Source organism: Acuticoccus sp. (assembly GCF_965213555.1).
In the GTDB taxonomy this organism is placed as follows: Bacteria; Pseudomonadota; Alphaproteobacteria; order Rhizobiales; family Amorphaceae; genus Acuticoccus.
In genome coordinates this window covers 3,501,542-3,520,219 of sequence record NZ_OZ243890.1, presented here as the reverse complement: position 1 = coordinate 3,520,219, position 18,678 = coordinate 3,501,542, and the positions used below count along the sequence as shown (strand labels likewise).

The following is an 18,678-nucleotide window of genomic DNA, read 5'->3' as shown; positions in this document are numbered from 1 at the left end:
GCGTGGCCGGCGTTGATGACGGCACGCGGCGGTTGAACCTTGGCCCGCGTCGGCGCAAGACCAGGCGCGCGGTGCCGCTCCGCCGCGGCGACCCAAGACGAGAGCCCCATGGTTTTCAGGATCGCCCACCTGTCCGACCTCCACCTTGGCCCGATCCCGACACCCAGCCTCGCCGAGCTCGCCTCGAAACGCATCTTCGGCTACGTGAACTGGACGCGGAACCGCAAGTCCGCGATGGGCAGCCGGCTCCTGAAGCGGCTCCTCGACGACATCGCGGCGCACGAGCCGGACCACATCGCCCTCACCGGCGACCTCGTGAACATCGCCACCGAGGCGGAGATCGCCGCTGCAGGCCGGTTCTTGAAGACACTCGCGCGGCCCGAGCGCCTCACCGTCGTGCCGGGCAACCACGACGCCTACGTTCCGGGCGCGGCAGCGCGCGCCGCGGTGGCGTGGGCGCCCTACACCGCGGCCGAGCCGAGTTCGTGGCCCACCGTCGCGCGGCGCGGCCAGGTCGTGCTCATCGGTGTGTCGACCGCGGTCGCGACGCCGCCGCTGTTCGCCTCCGGGCGCGTCGGCGCGGCGCAGCGGACGAGGCTCGCCGCGGCCCTCGACAGGCACGACGACGCCTACAAGGTCGTCCTCATCCACCATCCGCCGGACACCGCGCTGTCGTCCGGGCGCCGCGGGCTCGACGACGTGCGAGCCGTGCGCGAGACGCTCGCCGCGGGCTGTGCGGACCTCGTGCTGCACGGCCACACCCACGAACCGTCCCTGCGCACGCTCAAGACCGCCCGCGGCCGCGCCACCATCCTCGGCGTCCCCTCCGCCTCTTCGGATGGCATCAAGCACGCGCCCGCCGCCTGGGCGATGATCGACATCGACGCCGGTCGGCGCACCGTCAAAGTCGTGCGCCGGGGACCGCTCGGCAGGGACGGGCCCTTGACGGACCTCGAGACGGTAACGATCGATGCGCTGGCGCCGCACCCGGTCAGGCGCGGTAGTGCTGCACCTTCGTCGCCCGCAGCCCGGCGAGGCCGTGCCGGTCGATGAGCGCGTTCCAGGACAGGAACTCCTCCACCGTCAGCGTGTAGCGCGCGCACGCCTCGTCGATGGACAGGAGGCCGCCGCGCACCGCCGCCACCACCTCCGCCTTGCGCCGGATGACCCAGCGCTTGGTGTCCGGCGGTGGCAGGTCGGCGAGCGTCAGCGGAGTTCCGTCGGGGCCGATGACGTACCGGTAGCGGGGTTGGGAGGACGTGGACATGAGCACTCGACACGACGAACCTATCCGCAAGAGGATAAGCCGTGCCGGCGATTAACGGCGGCCTAACCGCCGTGCCCATGTCGGCGTCCGGCGAGGCCGCGGCGGACGTTGCCGCTGTCGACGTTTGCGCCTAGCTAAGCCTCCGATGGGAAGCTCGAACGCCGACAACAGCCTCAGCCTGCCGGGACGGCCGCAGGACCACAGGGTCGTGGTCGCCATGTCCGGCGGCGTCGACTCATCCGTGGTCGCTGGGCTCCTCGCGCGCGAGGGCTTCGAGGTCGTCGGCATCACGCTGCAGCTTTACGACCACGGCGCCGCGACGCGACGCAAGGGCGCCTGCTGCGCCGGGAGCGACATCCACGACGCGCGCCTCGTCGCCGACACCCTCGGCATCGCGCACTACGTGCTCGACTACGAGGCGCGGTTCCGCGAGGGCGTCATCGAGGCGTTCGCCGACGCCTACGTGCGCGGCGAGACGCCGGTGCCGTGCGTCGCCTGCAACCAGACCGTCAAGTTCACCGACCTGCTGTCGGCCACGCGCACCCTGTCGGCCTCAGCGCTCGCCACCGGGCACTACGTGGCGAGCCGGGTGGTCGACGGGCGGCGGCGGCTGTTCCGGCCGCGCGACGAGGAGCGCGACCAGAGCTACTTCCTGTTCGCCACCACCCCGGAACAGCTCGCCTACGTACGCTTCCCGCTCGGCGACGTGCCGAAGGCGCGCGTGCGCGAGCTCGCTGCCGAGATGGGCCTGCCGGTCGCCGCGAAGCCCGACAGCCAGGACATCTGCTTCGTGCCCGACGGGCGCTACGCCGCCGTCGTCGCCGCGATGCGGCCGGAGGCGTGTCGTGCGGGCACCATCAGGCACCTCGACGGCCGCGTGCTCGGCCGCCATGCCGGCGTGCTCAACTACACGGTCGGGCAGCGCCGCGGGCTCAACCTTGCGCTCGGTGCGCCGCTGTTCGTCGTGCGCATCGACGCCGGCGCGAACGAGCTCGTCGTCGGCCCGCGCGAGGCGCTGCGCACCGAACGCGTGTCCCTGCGCGACTGCAACTGGCTCGACCGCCCCCTTGCACCCGGCGAGGCGCGCGAGGTCTACGCGCGCGTGCGCTCCACGCGTCCGCCGCGGCCGGGGACGCTGCGCGTCACCGAGGACGGGCTCGTCGTCGACCTCGCCGAGGGGGAGGAGGGCGTCGCGCCGGGACAGGCGTGCGTGCTGTACGACGGCGACGGACCCGGCGCGGAGGTCCTCGGCGGCGGCTTCATCCAACGCGCGCCCGAGGACGTCGTGCCGCTCCTCGCCGACGCCTGAACGGAACCGTCCATGCCCCATCCCGCCAAGCCACTGCGCGCCGTCGAGGGCCGCGACGTGAAGTCCGCCTACGCAAGGTGGGCGCCGGTCTATGAGGTGATCGCGACGCCGACGGTCCCGGCGCGCAAGATCGCCGCCCGCCGGGTCAACGCCGTCGGTGGGCGCTTCCTCGAGGCCGGTGTCGGCTCCGGCTCGGCGCTGCCGCTCTACGGGCCGAACGTCTCGCTCGTCGGGGTCGACCTGTCCCACGACATGCTGAAGATTGCGCGGGAGCGCGTCGCCAAGGGCCTCGCCAACGTCGAGGCCATCGTCGAGATGGACCTCATGGCGCTCGCCTTCCCCGACGACGCCTTCGACGGGGTCGTGTGCATGTTCACCATCACCGCGGTGCCCGACGCGGCGACCGTCATGGCCGAGTTCGCCCGCGTGGTGCGGCCCGGTGGCGTCGTCATGGTCGCCAGTCACTTCGAAGCGAGCTCCGGACCTTGGCAGGTCACGGATCGCCTGCTGACCCCGTTCGCCAAGCGGCTCGGCTGGAACCCGTCGATGCCCATCGACGGCGTCCTCGGCGCGCCCGGCCTCACCCTCGAGGGCCGCGAGCCCCTGCCCCCTGCGGGCCTGATCACGCTCCTCACGTTCCACAAGGCGGCCGCGGCTGCGGCGGCGCGCGTCGCTTGACACGCCCGCCCACCGCCGACACTTATGCCCCGCGCGGCGGAGTAGCTCAGTTGGTTAGAGCAGCGGAATCATAATCCGCGTGTCGGGGGTTCGAGTCCCTCCTCCGCTACCACGACCGCAGCCGCGCGACCGAGCCCGCGGCTCCCCTCCCCCCGAGCTCATCGTCACGTGCGTTCCGCCGAGTGACACCCGCCGCCGCCGCCCCGAACAGGCCTGGGCGACGGTCGGCCGAGGAGCGAGGGTGCTCGATCGGAGGCGCTCGTCATCCGACGCCTTGATCAACCGACGCGTGGTGGTTGAGGATGCCCCGGCGCCGATCGGGCTCCCGCACTTGCCCTAGCGGAGGCCTCGGCGCCAACTCAACGGCGGACGAACGCCGGCACATGACGGGAGGATCCGACGTGAAGACGATGACACGGTACGCGCTGGCGGCAACGATCGCCATCGGAGCAACGGCAGGAACGGCCAGCGCGGAGGAGCTGTCCCTCGCCATCGGCCTTCCCCCGATCCATCCTTGGTCCATGACGTACACCTACGTCGACGAGAACATCGAGGAGGCGACCGGTGGCAAGTACTCCGCGGAGGTTTATTACGGCTCGTTACTCAATTTGAAGCAAAGCCTGACGGGACTGCGCGACGGCATCGCCGACGCGGCGATGCTCGTGCCCGGCTACCATCCTGCGGAGATGCCGCACACCAACCTCGTCGTCGACCTCGCCATGCTCGGCGACGACTCGGTCTCGGTGGCCGGAGCGGTGATGGAGTACATGTTCACCTGTCCGGAGTGCCTCGAGGAGTCCGAGGACAACGGCTCAGTCTTCGTGGCGATGAACGTCAACCCGGTCTACATGCTGCAGACCATGGAGCCGATGACGACCCCGGAGGATCTTCAAGGCAAGAAGATCCGCTCGTTCTCGGCCTTCGGACGCTGGGTGGAGTACGTCGGCGGGATCAAGATGTCGATGTCGGCCAACGACATCTACGACGCTTTGAGCCGTGGCACGCTCGACGCCAACATGCACCCAGCGTCCGAACTCTACAGCCTCAACTTCAAGGACGTCGTCAAGTACATCACCAACCTGCCGCTCGGGACCTACAACGGCAACCAGTTCAACTTCAACATCGACACATGGCAGGCGATGCCGGAGGAGGATCGTCGAGCGATCTTCGAGCTGTTTGCCGAGGCGGTCGCCCACGCCCAGGTGGGTGCTGAGAACTTCAACGACGAGGTGCTCGCGACGAGGGCGCCCGCCGACGGGATCGAGGTCGTCGAGCCCTCGCCCGAGCTTGTCGCCCTGACCGAGCGCTTCATCGAGGACGACCTCGCCAAGATGGATGAGATGGCCCGGGAGAACTACGGCATCGAAGATGCCCCGGCACGCATCGAGCGCTTCCAAGGGCTCGTCGACAGGTGGAAGTCGCTGACGTCCGAGATCGACGACAGCGACCCAGAGGCGGTTGCAACGCTCTACAAGCGCGAGGTGTTCGACAAGGTCGACATGGCCAACCACGGCCTCTAGAGATCCTGGGTCTCCTCAGACCCAGATAAGATGCTCTAGCTCCTTGATTGAGCGCGGTCTGCTCGGGGTTTGGTGGTTCCACCTAACCCCAAACCGCTCTAGGCCGCCAGAGCGGCGCGGCGAAGTTCGTCGCGCCGACCCCATCGCCGACCCACGGCTGGGAGGGCCGATGTACCGCTTCGGACGCATCCTCGGAGGCCTCACGGACCTGTTGACCGTGGTCGGCTGCATCGCCGTCGTCATGATGATGGTGCACATCACGTTTGACGTCGCGATGCGCTGGATCGGGCTGCCGATCCCGGCCACGATCACCATCGTCCCGCATTACTACATGCTTCCGATCGTCTTCCTGCCGCTGGCGCTGACCGAACGCCGCGATGCGCACATCACCGTGGAGGTGTTCGTCCAGCTCCTCGGTCGCCGTCCGCAGCAGGCGCTTGCCGTCCTCGGCTGGACCGTCTCCGCGGTCGTGTTCTCCATCCTGTTCTACCAGACGCTGCTCGATGCCATCGACAAGATGCGCGTGGGCACGTTCATCATGGAGGTCGATGTCCGCATCCCGATCTGGGGCTCGTACTTCTTCCTGCCCATCGGCTTCGGCGCCGTGGTTGCCGTGCTCGTCTACCGCATCCTCGTCACCGTGGCGGACGCGAGGAGCGGGCTCGGGGAAGCCCGGCACGAGGCGTTCCGGGACGCCCCCGAGGCAGCCGGCAGCGGCGCCAACTGATGGAGCGGACCGAGGTCGGCCTCTGGGGCATTGCCGTCCTCGTCCTCCTCATCGCGCTGCGCATGCCCATCGGCATCGCGCTCGTCGCGGTCTCGTTCGGCGGCATCTGGGCGCTCATCGGCCTCCAGCCCGCGTGGGGCGTCCTCACCGCAGTCCCCTTCGACTTCGGCGCGAGCTGGTCGCTGACCTCGGTGCCGATGTTCCTCCTCATGGGCTTCTGCTGCTTCCATGCGGGGCTGACGCGCGGGCTGTTCGATGCGGCGCGCAAGTGGCTGTCCGGCCTGCCGGGCGGGCTCGCCGTCGCCACCGTCCTTGGCGCGGCCGGCTTCTCGGCGGTCACCGGCTCCTCGGTCGCCTGCGCGGCGGCCATGGGGCGCATCGCCGTGCCGGAGATGCTGCGCAACGGCTACGACGCGACGCTCGCCACGGGCACCGTCGCCGCGGCGGGCACCATCGGTGCGCTGATCCCGCCGTCGATCCTGCTCATCATCTACGGAGTCTTCGTTCAGGTCCCGATCTCGGCGCTCTTCCTCGGCGGCGTCGGCGCCGGCGTCCTCACGGCGATCTCCTACGTCGTCGTCATCGTGCTTCGCGCGAAGGCGAACCCGAAGCTCGCGCCGCAGGTGACGGAGCGCGCCACCACGGCCATGAAGTTCGCCGCGCTCGCCGACACGTGGCCCGTCCTCCTCCTGGTGTTCGGCGTGTTCGGCGGGCTGTTCGCCGGGGTCTTCACGCCGACGGAGGCGGGAGCGGTCGGCGCCTTCCTCGCCTTCGTCATCGCCTTCGGCAAGGGCGCGCTGACGCGGCGCAGCAGCACCCAGGCGCTGGTGGAGACGATCCAGACCACGGCAGCGATCTTCGTCATCGCCATCGGCGCGAACCTGTTGACCCGCTTCCTTGCGCTGTCGGGCGCCTCGCAGCTCCTGTCGCAGATGGTTATCGAGCTCGGCGCGGACCCCATGCTGCTTCTCATCGCGATCGCTGCGATGTACCTCGTCCTCGGCATGTTCCTGGAGCCGCTCGGAGCGATGTTGCTGACGCTCCCGATCCTGCTGCCGATCATGCTGGACACCGGCCTCAGCCTCGTCTGGTTCGGCGTCGTCATCGTCAAGTTCCTGGAGATCGGCATGGTGACGCCGCCCGTCGGGCTCAACGTCTTCGTCATCAAGGGCGTCGTGGGCGACCTCGTCAGCACGACGCAGATCTTCCGCGGCGTCGCCTACTTCCTGGTCGCCGACCTCGTCGTCGTGACGCTTTTGATGGCGTTCCCGGGCATCATCCTGTTCCTTCCGAACCTCGTCGGATGAAGCCGCCGGCGCGCGCGATCGGCCTCACGTAGGAGCTCCCATGGACGACGTTGCCGTGCCGCGGATCGACGAAGCCGAGTACCTGGCCGATGTCCGGTCCCGCCAGGACAGGATCTGGCCGACCGGGATCCCCAAGGCGCCGCACTACCCGCTCGGCGAGATCGCGCTGACCGAGTACCTGCGCAAGCGCGCACGCATCGCGCCGGACGAGCCGCTCTACGACTTCTACGGGCGCACCGTGTCCTACGGCGAGGTGGATCGCCTCAGCGACCGCTTCGCCGCGCAGCTCCAGGCGGACGGCATCGTTGCCGGCGACCGCGTGGCGGTGTTCCTCGGCAACTGCCCGCAGTTCGCGGTGGCGTTCTTCGGCATCTTGAAGGCCGGCGCGATCCACGTGCCGGTGAACCCGATGTTCAAGGAGCACGAGCTCGCCTACGAACTGAACGACACCGAGGCGCGGGTCATCGTCGCCGATCACGCGCTGATGCCCATCGTCAACGCCGTGCGCGCCGAGACCAAGCTGGAGAAGGCCTACGCCACCGGGCTCGGGGAGCTGATCCCCGACCCACCGGCGTTCCATGTGCCGGCGAGCGTGTCCGCGGCGCCGCGCTCGTCGGACGGCGCCGACGATCTCCTCATCGCCATCGCGGCTGCGGGCGAGCCGACGCCGCACGAGGCCGACCTCGATGCGGTCGCCGCGCTCAACTACACCGGCGGGACGACCGGGATGCCGAAGGGCTGCGTGCACACCCAACGGGACATGGTCTACACCGCGGCGAAGGCGATCATCACCAACGCGCCGCTCGACGATCGCGACGTGACGGTGAACTTCCACCCGATGTTCTGGATCGCCGGCGAGGACCTCGGGCTGATCTTCCCAGTCGTCGCCGGCGCGAGGTGCGTCCTCCTCGCGCGCTGGGACCCAGTGTCGTGCATGGAGGCGATCCATAGGACCCGCGCCAAGCGCCTCGTCATGCTCGTCGACAACGCGGTGGAGATGATGGAGCACCCGCGTGTGGCGGAGTTCGACCTCACCTCGCTCCAGACCTCGAGCGTCTCCTCCTTCGTCAAGAAGCTGAACCACGACTACCGCGAGCGGTGGCGCGCGCTGACCGGCACGACGATGGTCGAGCTGTCTTGGGGGATGACCGAGACGCACACCTGCGACACCTTCACCATCGGGCTTCAGAGCGACGACTTCGACCTGTCGCTGCAGCCGATCCTCGTCGGTCTCCCGGTCCCCGAGACGGAGCTCAAGATCTGCGACTTCGAGACCGGAGCGATCCTGCCCCTCGGCACGGAGGGCGAGATCCTCGTGCGCTCGCCGTCCCTCCTGAAGGGCTACTGGAACAAGCCCGACGCCACCCGCGAGGCGTTCCGAGGCGACTGGCTGCGCACCGGCGACCTCGGCGTCATCGATGAGTTCGGGCTGCTGCACTTCCTCGGGCGCCGCAAGGAGATGCTCAAGGTGAAGGGCATGAGCGTGTTCCCCGCCGAGCTCGAGGCCCTGCTCGGGCGCCATCCGGATGTCGTCGCCTCGGGCGTCATCGGCCGCGAGGACCCCGAGCGCGGACAGGTCCCCGTGGCCTTCGTCCGCCTGCGCGAGGGCGCCGGCGCGTCGGCCGCCGACATCGAGGCGTGGTGCCGGGACGCGATGGCCGCCTACAAGCGGCCGGAAGTGCGCGTGGTCGACGAGCTGCCGATGACCGCAACCGGCAAGGTGAAGAAGCACGAGCTCGCTGCGCTCCTATGAGGACGCTCCTCATCGCCAACCGCGGCGAGGTCGCCATCCGCATCGCCCAGTCCGCGGCCGAGCTCGGCATGACCACCGTCGCGATCCACACCAAGGACGACGCGGGCTGCCTGCACGTCGCGCGGTGCGACATGGCGCTGGCGCTGCCCGGGTCGGGGCCCGCCGGCTACCTCGACGTGGAGGCCGTCCTGGCTGCGGCGCGCGAGGCCGGCGCGGAGGCCATCCACCCGGGCTACGGCTTTCTCAGCGAGAACGCTGGCTTCGCGCGTGCGGTGCGCGATGCCGGCCTGACCTTCGTCGGCCCGAGCGCCGAGGTCCTGGAGCGCCTCGGCGACAAGACCGCCGCACGTGCCCTCGCCGAGGTCGAGGGCGTCCCCATCAACGACGGCCTCTCCGCCGACGCCGACCTCGACGCCATCGGCGCCTTCATGGACCGTCTCGGCGGACCCGTCGTCCTGAAGGCGGTGGCAGGAGGCGGCGGCCGCGGCATGCGCGTGGTCAGCGAGCGAGCCGAGCTCGCATCGGCCTACGAGGACGCGCGGCGCGAGGCGATGGCCGCGTTCGCCGTGCCGGACGTCTACGTCGAGCGGTTCCTGCCCGGGGCGCGGCACGTGGAGGTGCAGGTCGTCGGCGACGGCCACGACGTCGCCACCGTGTGGGAGCGCGACTGCTCGCTCCAACGCCGCTACCAAAAGCTCGTCGAGATCGCGCCCTGCCCGGCGCTCGATCCGGCGGTGCGCGAAGGGCTGTTCGACGCGTCCCGACGCATCGCGGGCGCGGTGGGGTACCAGGGGCTCGGCACCTTCGAGTTCCTGGTCGCCGGCGACGCGTTCGCCTTCATCGAGGCGAACCCGCGCCTGCAGGTCGAGCACACCGTGACCGAGGTGGTCACCGGCATCGACCTCGTCGCCGCGCAGCTGAAGATCGCTGCCGGCGCCAGCCTCGCCGACGTCGGGCTGACGCAGGACGAGGTGCCGGCACCGCGCGGCTTCGCCGTCCAGGCCCGGATCAACCTCGAGGAGATGCAGCCCGACGGGTCCGCTTACCCGACGGGCGGGACGCTCACCGCCTACGACGTCCCCGGCGGTCCCGGCGTGCGGGTGGATGGGCACGGCGCCGTCGGCCTCACCACGAGCGCGGCCTACGACAGCCTGCTCGCCAAGGTCATCGGCTCCGCCGGGACGCTGCCCGATGCCCTCGCCCGCACGCGCCGCGCGCTGCGCGCGTTCCACATCGCGGGCGCCGCGACCAACATCGCCTACCTCGACGCGCTCCTGTCCCTCCCCGAGGTCGCGAACGGGACGGCGACGACGAGCCTCATCGCCGAGCGCGCCGGGGAGCTACACGCCGCCGCTGCCGCGCGAGCTGCGTCGCAACCGGCTCCGCCGGACGACCCGCTCGGCGTCCCTGCTTACGGACGGTTGACCGGTGCCGCCGGGCGCGACGCGGTCGATGACCCCGGCGCCGTCGTCGCGCCGATGCTCGGCACGGTCCTGTCGGTGGAGGTCGCCGCCGGTCGGACCGTCGCGCGGAACGCGCCGCTCGTCGTCATGGAGGCGATGAAGATGCAGCACACCATCCGTGCGCCCCACGCCGGCGTCGTCTCGCGCCTCTCGGCCCAGCCCGGCGCGACCGTCGCTGCAGGGGAACTCCTCGCCATCATCGAGGCCACGAAGGACGCGGAGGCGCTCGACGCCGTGACCGAGGACCTCGACCTCGACCGCGTCCGCCCGGACCTTGCCGAGCTCGAGGCGCGACGTGCCCTCCTTGCGGACGACGCGCGACCTGAACGCGTCGCCAAGCGGCATGGGCTCGGCAAGCGCATGGCGCGCGAGAACATCGCCGACCTGTGCGACGAAGGCAGCTTCGTCGAGTACGGCGACCTCGTCTTCGCCGCGCAGCGCGCCCGGCGGGACGTCGACGACCTGATGCGCAATACCCCCGCCGACGGCCTCATCACCGGCTTCGGCACCGTGAACGCCGACCTCTTCGGCGCGGGCAAGGCCCGCACGGCGGTGATGTCCTACGACTACACCGTGCTCGCCGGCACGCAGGGCATCATGAACCACATCAAGAAGGACCGGATGATCGCCGTCGCCGCCAGGCAGAGGACGCCCGTGGTGTTCTTCTGCGAGGGCGGCGGTGGCCGGCCCGGCGACGTCGACGCGTCCGACACCTCCATCGCCGGGCTGTACTACACGACGTTCTACCACTACGCGCAGCTCTCCGGGCTGGTCCCCATGGTCGGCATCGGCTCGGGCCGGCTGTTCGCCGGCAACGCCGCGCTGCTCGGCTGCTGCGACGTCGTCATCGCCACGCGCGACATGAGCCTTGGCATGGGCGGGCCAGCGATGATCGAGGGCGGCGGGCTCGGCGTCTTCCGGCCGGAGGAGGTCGGCCCGACGGACGTGCAGTGGCCGAACGGAGTCATCGACGTCCTCGTCGAGGACGAGGCTGAGGCGGTGGCGGCGGCCAAGCGCTACCTCGGCTACTTCCAGGGACCGCTGACCCAGTGGGAGGCACCCGACCCTCGACGGGCGCGCCACGCGGTGCCGGAGAACCGGCTCGAGGTCTACGACGTGCGCCGGGTCCTCGACACGCTCGCCGACGTCGGCTCGGTCATGGAGCTCCGCAGCGCCTTCGCGCCCAACCTGGTCACCGCGCTGGCGCGCTTCGGTGGCAGGACGGTGGGGGTCCTCGCCAACAACCCCGTCCGGCTCTCCGGCGCCATCGATTCCCCCGCAGCGGATAAGGCGGCACGCTTCGTCCAGCTCTGCGATGCCTTCGACGTCCCGCTGCTGACCCTCATCGACACGCCGGGCATGATGGTCGGCCCGGACGTGGAGGCGACTGCGCTCGTGCGGCACTGCTGCCGCCTGTTCCTCGCCGGAGCGAACGCGACCGTGCCCCTGATGTCGGTGATCCTGCGTAAGGCTTACGGCCTCGGCGCGCAGGCCATGGCCGGCGGCAGCTTCCGGACGCCGCTGTTCATCGTCGGCTGGCCGACGGCGGAGATCGGCCCCATGGGCCTCGAGGGTGGCGTCAAGCTCGGCTACCGCAAGGAGCTCGAGGCCATCGAGGACGTCGACGCCCAAAGGGCCTACTTCGAGGCGAAGGTCGCCGAGAGCTACCAGCGCGGCAAGGGCGTCAGCGCGGCATCCATCCTGGAGTTCGACACGGTCATCGACCCTGCCGAGACGCGCCAGTGGATCATCGCCACCCTCGATGCCGCCCCCTCGCCGGTGCCCCGCGAGGGCAAGAAGCGCGCCTTCGTCGACAGCTGGTAGGCCGGCGGCCTGATCACTGGCGCCGTGAGCAAGCTCCGGATCGGCCTAGGCTGGAAGCTCCTCCGATGGCCTCGTCCACGGCCACGCCGCGGCGTGGCGGTCCTCGAACTCGCCGATCGCCTCGGCCATGCCCAGGGTAAGCTCGAGCTCGTCGCGTCCGGTCAGGAGGAGCTCCTTGGGGAACGGGTCGATGGGGAAGCGGAGCACCTGCCCGTCCGCCAGGCGCACGGTCTCCTCCTTAAGGTCGATGGCGAGGGGCGACCCTGGTCCGCGCGCGAGCTCATCCATGATCTGCGTCACGACCGCCTTCGGCAGTACCACGGGCAGCAGGCCGTTCTTCAGCGCATTGCTGCGGAAGATGTCGCCGAAGCCGGGCGCGATCACCGCGCGGAAGCCGGCGTCGACCAGCGCGTAGACCGCCCCCTCCCGGCTCGAGCCGCAGCCGAAGTTGTCGCCGGCGACGAGGATCTGCGCCCCGGCGAACCGATCGTCGTTCAGCGCGAGGTCGGACCGGAGCTCGCCGCCCGCGCCGCGGCGCAGGTCGTGGAACAGCGCCTCGCCGTACCCCTCCGCGCGCGACCGCTTGAGGAAGCGCGCGGGGACGATCTGATCGGTGTCGACGTTCGCCAGCGGGAGCGGGACGGCGGCCGCCTCGACGTGCCGGAACGGGCGCACCGCTCAAGCGACCTTCGCGGCGGACGGCAGTCGCCGCACGTCGGTGATCGCGCCCGTGACCGCGGCCGCAGCCACCATCGCAGGGCTCATGAGGTGGGTGCGCGCGCCTGGGCCCTGGCGGCCGGGGAAGTTGCGGTTGGTGCTCGATGCGCAGCGCTCGCCCGGAGGCACGACGTCGCCGTTGATGCCGACGCACATGGAGCAGCCTGCGTCCACCCACTCCGCGCCCGCCGCCACGAAGATCGCGGCAAGGCCCTCGGCCTCGGCCTGCCGCTTCACCGTCGAGGAGCCAGGCGAGACGAGGAGCGGCACGCGCACCGTGTGGCCGGCGACGATCGCCGCGGCCTCGCGCAGGTCCTCGATGCGCGCGTTCGTGCAGCTTCCGATGAAGGCGCGGTCGACCGCGATCCCGGCGAGCGGCCGCCCGCGCTCAAGGCCCATGTACTCGAGCGCCGCCTGGTCGGCGTCGAGCGGGACGCCGGCACCGATGGGGAGCGCGGTCTCGGGGCTCGTGCCCCAGGTCACCGTGGGCTCGACCGCGCGGGCGTCGAGCTGCACCTCGCGGTCGAACGCAGCGTCCTCGTCGCTGGTGAGCGCGCGCCAGGCCTCCGTGGCCTGCTCGAACGCCTCGCCCGTCGGCGCGAACGGCAGGCCGCGCAACGCGGCGATGGTGGTCTCGTCCGGCGCGATCATGCCGGCGCGCGCGCCGGCCTCGATGGACATGTTGCACACGGTGAGGCGCCCCTCCATCGACAGCGCCCGCACCGCGCTGCCGGCGTACTCGATGACGTGACCGTTGGCGCCACCGGCACCGACGGCGCCGATCACCGAGAGGATGAGGTCCTTCGGGCTCACCCCCGTGGGCAGCGCACCGTCCATCGTGATGCGCATGACCTTGGGGCGGCGCTGCCACAGGCACTGCGTGGCGAGGACGTGCGCCACCTCGCTCGCCCCGATGCCGAAGGCGAACGCCCCGTAGGCGCCGTGCGTCGCCGTGTGGCTGTCGCCGCAGACGATGACGAGCCCCGGCAGGGTGAGCCCGACCTCCGGCCCCATGACGTGGACGATCCCCTGTCGCGGATCCTCGATGCCGAACAGGCGCACCCCGTGCCGCGCGGTGTTCTCGGCCAGCCGCTCGACCATGCCGCGGATCGCGGCGTCGGCAATCCCTGAGTCGCGGCCGCGCGTCGGCACGTAGTGGTCGGCGACGCCGAAGGTAAGGTCGGGCCGCCGCACCGGAAGGCCCAGCTCGCCGAGCCGGCGGTAGGCATGGAACGAGCCCTCATGGGTGAAGTGGCGGTCGACGTAGATCAGCGCCTCGCCGCCGGGGTGCTCGGCGACGACGTGGCGCTGCCACACCTTCTCGAAGAGGGTGCGCGGGGCGTCCGTCACTCCGCGGCCCTTCGGCTCGGCGCCGGATCGTAGCGCGCCCCGTCCTCGAGCAGCGGCTCCAGGCCCAGCATCCTGTTGAGCTCCATGACGTCGACCATGCGCTCGGCGAACGCCGCGGTGGCGCCGTCGCGCTTCAAGGTGGCGAGCAGCGCCTCCCCGGCGTGGGCGAAGGCGCGGGCGATGGCGCCCGGGACGAGGACGACGCGGAAGCCCATGGCGCCGAGCTCGGCCGCGTTCGAGATCGGCGTCGAGCCGCCCTCCACCATGTTGGCAAGGACCGGCAGGCGCGCGCCGAACCGCTCGCCGATGGCGACGAGCTCGTCCCGCGAGCGCGGCGCCTCGACGAACAGGACGTCGGCTCCCGCCTCGACGTAGGCCTCCGCACGGTCCATCGCGGCATCGAACCCCTCCACGGCGATGGCGTCCGTGCGCGCCACGATGAGCGCGTCGTCCCGGGCGTCGAGCGCGGCGGCGAGCTTGCCGAGCATCTCCTGCACAGGGACGACCGACTTGCCCGTCAGGTGTCCGCAGCGCTTCGGGAATGCCTGGTCCTCGAGCTGCATCGCGCTCGCCCCTGCGCGCTCCATGGTGCGCACGGTGCGCTTGACGTTCAGCGCGTTGCCGAACCCGGTGTCGATGTCGACGATCAGCGGGATGGCGACCCGGTCGGCGATGGGCGCCACCGACGCGGCGAGCTCACCGAGCGAGACGAGCCCGACGTCGGGCCGGCCGAGCCGGGTGTAGGCGACGCCGGCGCCGGACACGAACGCCGCGTCGAACCCCGCGCGCTCGACGAGGAGCCCGGTGAACGCGTCGAAGCACCCAGGGACGACGAGCGGCCCGGGCTGGCCGAGGAGGTCGCGCAGGCGCGCTGCGCGCGTGGTGGCATCACTCATGGACCCATCCTGCCATGTTCCGCACCGGCCGCCTACGTGCCACCCGCACCCGTGGGATGCGTCCGAGCTCCCTCCGGATCCCGGCCGAGCATCGGCTAGAGCGTGCTGCACAGGTGGCCGCCGTCGACGACGACGACGCTGCCGGTCATGTAGGCCGCGGCGTCGCTCGCGAGGAGGAGGAGCGGGCCGTCGAGGTCCTCCATCCGGCCGAGCCGGCGCTGCGGCACGCGCTTGACCAGCGCCGCGCCCGCCTCGGTGGCGAAGAAGTCCCGGTTGATGTCGGTCTCCACGTAGCCGGGGGCGAGCGCGTTGACCCTGATCCCGTCGCGCGCGAGCTCCAGTGCCATCGCCTTGGTGGCTTGGATGAGCCCCGCCTTGGCCGCCGCGTACGCGGTGAGCATCTTGGCGACGCGGAAGCCGAGGATCGAGGCGACGTTGACGATGGAGCCGCCGGTGCCGGCGGCCTGCATTCGCCGCGCCGTCTCGCGCGCCACGGTGAAGCAGCCCGTCAGGTTGGTGTCGATGACGGCTCGCCAGTCCGCGTCGCTCATGTCCGTCGTCAGCGCGGCCTTCGACATCCCCGCGTTGTTGACGACGACGTCGATGGTGCCGACCTCGCGCGCAGCCTCGTCGATCCCGTGCGCCACCGAGGCGCTGTCGGTGACGTCCATCGCCACGGCCACCGCGCGCCCGCCCGCCGACGTCAGGCGCTCGCGCAGCGCCTCGAGGCGATCCACCCGCCGCGCGGCGAGCACGACGCTCGCCCCCGCCGTCGCGAGCGTGCCGGCGAAGTGCTCGCCGAGCCCGCCCGACGCGCCCGTCACCAGCGCGACCTTCCCCGTCAGTGATAGCTGCATGCGCTCCGCCCCGTTGCCGCCGGCATCCTCGGCGCGACCAAGTCCGGCATCAACCGCCGCCGGTCAGTAGGACTTCGGCAGGCCGAGCACCCTCTCGGCGATGTAGGAGGCGATGAGCTGCGGGCTGACCGGCGCGATGCGCGGGATCATCACCTCGCGCATCAGCCGCTCCACGTGGTACTCCTTGGCGTAGCCGAAGCCGCCGTGCGTCATCACCGCGTTCTCGCAGGCGGAGAAGCCGGCCTCCGCGGCGAGGTACTTGGCGGCGTTGGCGAGCGGGCCGCAGTTCATTCCCTGATCGTACTGCCAGGCGGCCTTCAGGGTGATCGCCCAAGCGGCCTCGAGCTCCATCCAGTTCTTGGCGAGCGGATGCTGGATCGCCTGGTTCTTGCCGATGGGACGGCCGAACACCTCCCGCTCACGGGCGTAGGCGGTGGCGCGCTCCAGCGCGGCGTAGCCGATCCCCACCGCCTCCGCCGCGATGAGCACGCGCTCGGGGTTCATGCCATGAAGGATGTACTCGAACCCGCGACCCTCCTCGCCGATGCGGTCCTCCACGGGGATCATGAAGTCGGCGATGAAGAGCTCGTTGGAGTCGACCGCCGCGCGGCCCATCTTGTCGATCGCCTGCACCGACACGGTGTCGCGGTCGAGGTCGGTGAAGAACAGGCTGAGGCCGTGCGTCGGCTTGGTGCACTCCTCGAGCGGCGTGGTGCGGGCGAGGAGCATGATCTTGTCGGCGACCTGGGCGGTGGAGATCCACACCTTCTGCCCGTTGACCCGGTAGTGCTCGCCCTCGCGCTTGGCGAACGTCTTGAGCTGCGTCGTGTTGAGCCCGGTGTTCGGCTCGGTGACGGCGAAGCAGCACTTGTGCGTCCCGTCCACCACGGGAGGCAGCATGCGCGCCTTCTGCGCCTCGTCGGCGAACACTACGACGGGCTGCAGGCCGAACACGTTCATGTGGATCGCGGAGGCGCCCGACATCCCGGCGCCGGACTGCGCGATGGTGCGCATCATGATCGTCGCCTCGACGATGCCGAGACCGGAGCCGCCGTGGGCCTCCGGGATGCACATGCCGAGCCAGCCACCATCCGCGCACGCGCGGTGGAATTCGTGCGGGAAGGTGCCGGTCGCGTCGCGCTCGCGCCAGTAGTCGTCGCCGAAGCCCTCGCACAGGCGCTCGATGCCCTCGCGCAGCGCCTCCTGGTCAGCGCTCGGCGCGAAGTTGAGGTCGGTCGCACCGCCTCGGTGAAGGACCTGATCCATGGCTTCGCCCTCCTCGGCGTCCTCGGCCGTCGCGCCGTCGCGCCGTCAGAACGACTGGCCCGACACCTTGCCCCGGTTCGTGATCTTCCACACCCCCTCGGCGGTGGCGACGACGGTGCCATCGACGCGCGCGGTGCCGCGCAGGAACAGGATGCTCCTCGTGGTGCGCGTCACCTCGCACTCGGCAACGATGAGCGAGCCGGCCTGGACGGCCGTGACGAACGACACTCCGAGGTGGATCGTCGCCTGGCCGATGCCATCGTGGAAGCGCGACCCGTTCATGCCGACGACGTGGTCGAGGAACGTCATGATCACGCCGCCGTGGACGATCCCGAACGCGTTGAGGTGCCGCGCCTCGGCGCGCAGCGCGTAGCGCGGGACCTCGCCCCGGTCGTCGATCAGCACGGGGCCGACGAGATCCATGAAGCCGTCGCCGCGCCACTCGCGCCAGCCCTCGTGGTCGGCCGCGTCGTCCATCGAACACTCCGTCGATCGCCAAGCCACCCGCGTAGCACGCCACGCGCCCCGGCGGCAAAGCTACCCGCGGGCGGCTTGGTCGGCGCGCCCGTCGACCACGACGCGTCGGGCCGCGAGGTCGGCCACCTCGTCCGCGGACAATCCGGCGTCGACGAGCACGGCCGCGGTGTCGGCCCCGAGGGCGGGCGGATCGGACCTCAGGGTTAGGTCGACGCCCGCGATGGCCAGCGGCAGTCGCGGTAGGCGGGTGCGCGTCCCGTCCGGCATGACGGTCAGCATGAGGCCGCCCGTGGCGGCGAGGTGCGCGTCCTCGAACAGGTCCTCCGGTGTCGCGATGGGGGCGAAGGGGATGCGCGCCGCCTCGCACAGCGCGATCGCCTCCGCCGCGCAGAGCGCGCCGAACACGTCGGCGACGATGGGCACCAGGCGAGCGCGCGCCTCGACACGCTGGTTGTTGGTCGCGAGCGAGGGGTCGGCGGCGAGGTCGTCGCGGCCGAGCGCGGCGCAGAAGCGCCGCCAGTGCGCGTCCGTAGTGATGCCGACGAACAGCTGCCCGCCGTCCGCCAAGGCGAACAGCTCGTAGATCGCCCAGGCCGAGCGGCGCGCCGGCATCGGCGGCACCTTCTCGTCCGTCTGGGAGGCGTAGGCGAGGTGCTGTCCCATCAGGAACACGCACGTCTCGAACAGCGCGGTGTCGACGCTCGCGGCCTGCCCACCAGCGTCGCGCGTGCGCAGCGCGCACAGGATGCCGATGACGGCGAACATCCCGCCGGTGATGTCCACCACCGAGGCGCCGGCGCGCAGCGGCCTGCCTGGCGGGCCCGTCATGTAGGCAAGGCCCGCCATCATCTGCACGACCTCGTCGAGCGCGAGCCGGCGCTCGTAGGGTCCGGGCAGGAACCCCTTGAGGCTGGTGTAGACGAGGCGCGGGTTCAGCTCTGCGACCCTCATGCGCGACAGGCCGAGCCGGTCCATGGTCCCGGGCGCGAAGTTTTCCAGGAGGACGTCCGCCCCGGCCACCAGGCGATGGGCGACCGCCTGCCCCTCCGCCGACTTGAGGTCGATGGCGACGGATCGCTTGTTGCGGTTGAGGAAGCCGAAGTAGCCGGAGCCGAACCCGGTCAGCCGCCGGGTCGGCTCGCCGTCCGGCGCGGGCTCGATCTTGACGACGTCCGCCCCGAGGTCGGCGAGGATGAGCCCCGCCGACGGGCCCATCACCGTGTGCCCGAAGTCGAGCACGCGGACGCCCTCGAGGGGCAGCGCCACG

At 71.0% G+C, this 18,678-nt stretch carries 16 protein-coding genes and 1 tRNA gene; 9 read left to right on the top strand and 8 right to left on the bottom strand.

What is annotated here, in order from left to right:
- Positions 1-108 precede the first annotated feature (108 nt).
- Positions 109-1,053 (top strand): metallophosphoesterase family protein, encoded by a 945-nt coding sequence (locus ACOOE8_RS16505; protein ID WP_420392505.1) that lies wholly within the window; start codon positions 109-111, stop codon positions 1,051-1,053.
- Here ACOOE8_RS16505 and ACOOE8_RS16500 read toward each other — a convergent pair.
- Positions 992-1,267: a DUF1153 domain-containing protein gene (locus ACOOE8_RS16500; RefSeq protein ID WP_420392504.1), complete on the bottom strand. Its 276-nt coding sequence runs from the start codon at positions 1,265-1,267 to the stop codon at positions 992-994. The genes ACOOE8_RS16505 and ACOOE8_RS16500 overlap by 62 nt on opposite strands.
- Before the next feature lie 145 nt (positions 1,268-1,412).
- Between ACOOE8_RS16500 and mnmA the strand changes: the two genes are divergently transcribed.
- The 8 genes from mnmA to ACOOE8_RS16460 all read left to right on the top strand — a co-directional run bounded on the left by mnmA (position 1,413) and on the right by ACOOE8_RS16460 (position 11,848).
- Entirely contained in the window at positions 1,413-2,576 is a 1,164-nt protein-coding gene (gene mnmA, locus ACOOE8_RS16495; protein WP_420392503.1) for a tRNA 2-thiouridine(34) synthase MnmA, read from the top strand.
- 12 nt (positions 2,577-2,588) lie between these two features.
- Positions 2,589-3,254, top strand: coding sequence for a class I SAM-dependent methyltransferase (locus ACOOE8_RS16490; RefSeq protein ID WP_420392502.1), 666 nt, complete (start codon positions 2,589-2,591; stop codon positions 3,252-3,254).
- 35 nt (positions 3,255-3,289) lie between these two features.
- Positions 3,290-3,366, top strand: a tRNA-Met gene (locus tag ACOOE8_RS16485).
- Positions 3,367-3,664: 298 nt separating this feature from the next.
- Complete coding sequence (locus ACOOE8_RS16480) at positions 3,665-4,774, top strand: C4-dicarboxylate TRAP transporter substrate-binding protein (protein ID WP_420394731.1); 1,110 nt, start codon at positions 3,665-3,667, stop codon at positions 4,772-4,774.
- A gap of 169 nt (positions 4,775-4,943) precedes the next feature.
- The gene (locus ACOOE8_RS16475; RefSeq protein ID WP_420392501.1) at positions 4,944-5,501 is read left to right on the top strand and encodes a TRAP transporter small permease; all 558 of its coding nucleotides are present in this window, start codon (positions 4,944-4,946) and stop codon (positions 5,499-5,501) included.
- Positions 5,501-6,808: a TRAP transporter large permease gene (locus ACOOE8_RS16470; RefSeq protein WP_420392500.1), complete on the top strand. Its 1,308-nt coding sequence runs from the start codon at positions 5,501-5,503 to the stop codon at positions 6,806-6,808. Before ACOOE8_RS16475 ends, ACOOE8_RS16470 begins: the two co-directional genes overlap by 1 nt.
- A 40-nt stretch (positions 6,809-6,848) precedes the next feature.
- Entirely contained in the window at positions 6,849-8,561 is a 1,713-nt protein-coding gene (locus tag ACOOE8_RS16465) for an AMP-binding protein (RefSeq protein WP_420392499.1), read from the top strand.
- Entirely contained in the window at positions 8,558-11,848 is a 3,291-nt protein-coding gene (locus ACOOE8_RS16460) for a carboxyl transferase domain-containing protein (protein WP_420392498.1), read from the top strand. Before ACOOE8_RS16465 ends, ACOOE8_RS16460 begins: the two co-directional genes overlap by 4 nt.
- Positions 11,849-11,893: 45 nt before the next feature.
- On the opposite strand, the gene leuD is transcribed toward ACOOE8_RS16460, so the two are convergent.
- From leuD to ACOOE8_RS16425, 7 genes are all read right to left on the bottom strand, one after another.
- Positions 11,894-12,523, bottom strand: a complete 630-nt coding sequence (leuD, locus tag ACOOE8_RS16455; protein ID WP_420392497.1) for a 3-isopropylmalate dehydratase small subunit — start codon at positions 12,521-12,523, stop codon at positions 11,894-11,896.
- Positions 12,524-12,526: 3 nt separating this feature from the next.
- Entirely contained in the window at positions 12,527-13,915 is a 1,389-nt protein-coding gene (leuC, locus tag ACOOE8_RS16450) for a 3-isopropylmalate dehydratase large subunit (protein WP_420392496.1), read from the bottom strand.
- On the bottom strand, positions 13,912-14,811 hold the full coding sequence (locus ACOOE8_RS16445; RefSeq protein ID WP_420392495.1) for an isocitrate lyase/PEP mutase family protein: 900 nt from the start codon (positions 14,809-14,811) through the stop codon (positions 13,912-13,914). Before ACOOE8_RS16445 ends, leuC begins: the two co-directional genes overlap by 4 nt.
- Positions 14,812-14,906: 95 nt before the next feature.
- Positions 14,907-15,668 carry an SDR family NAD(P)-dependent oxidoreductase gene (locus ACOOE8_RS16440; protein WP_420392494.1) on the bottom strand — a complete coding sequence of 254 codons (762 nt, stop codon included), beginning with the start codon at positions 15,666-15,668 and terminating at the stop codon, positions 14,907-14,909.
- A gap of 63 nt (positions 15,669-15,731) precedes the next feature.
- Positions 15,732-16,934 carry an acyl-CoA dehydrogenase family protein gene (locus ACOOE8_RS16435; protein WP_420392493.1) on the bottom strand — a complete coding sequence of 401 codons (1,203 nt, stop codon included), beginning with the start codon at positions 16,932-16,934 and terminating at the stop codon, positions 15,732-15,734.
- A gap of 45 nt (positions 16,935-16,979) precedes the next feature.
- Positions 16,980-17,411, bottom strand: coding sequence for a PaaI family thioesterase (locus ACOOE8_RS16430; protein WP_420392492.1), 432 nt, complete (start codon positions 17,409-17,411; stop codon positions 16,980-16,982).
- Positions 17,412-17,471: 60 nt separating this feature from the next.
- Positions 17,472-18,677, bottom strand: a complete 1,206-nt coding sequence (locus tag ACOOE8_RS16425; protein WP_420392491.1) for a CaiB/BaiF CoA transferase family protein — start codon at positions 18,675-18,677, stop codon at positions 17,472-17,474.
- Position 18,678: the final 1 nt, after the last annotated feature.